Source organism: Rhizobium centroccidentale (assembly GCF_030182565.1).
Taxonomy (GTDB): Bacteria; Pseudomonadota; Alphaproteobacteria; order Rhizobiales; family Rhizobiaceae; genus Rhizobium.
On sequence record NZ_JAQJCG010000071.1, the window covers coordinates 1 to 443 of the forward strand.

Below are 443 nucleotides of genomic sequence, written 5' to 3' on the forward strand. Positions count from 1 at the left end.
GTGTAGTCGTCATACCGCGAATACATTCGCTTGCATGAGAATACCTCCTGTCAGGGCAAGCCCCGACACCCCAAACGTGCAAAATGGAGAATCATTGCGATGACTAAAAATAAGCGTAGCGGTTCAGAAGTACGGCAGAGGACTAAGGTTATCACCCTTAGAGTAAATAACAGAATCGCAAACGAAATCAGACGGCGAGCGAAGAGCGAAGGGCTGACTATTTCAGAATATATAAGGACAACAAGCTTAAATAATGAAATAAAACAGCGCGTTCCTTCCAGATATTTAGATGAATTAATCCAACTTGGTCGGATGCAGAAGAAATTATTTGATAAAGGGAAGAGACCGAAGGACAAAGAGTATCTGGATGTGATGCATAAAATAATTTCACTTTGTGCTGAAATGAAAGAAGTAACACAGCGAATTTCTGATATATATAAAAA

Annotated in this window: 1 protein-coding gene; it reads left to right on the forward strand. The window is 40.0% G+C overall.

What is annotated here, in order from left to right; all coding sequences use genetic code 11:
* Positions 1-99: 99 nt before the first annotated feature.
* Positions 100-443, forward strand: a 344-nt coding sequence (mobA, locus tag PH562_RS30675; protein WP_099717046.1) for a plasmid mobilization protein MobA, incomplete at its 3' end; no start/stop codon positions are given.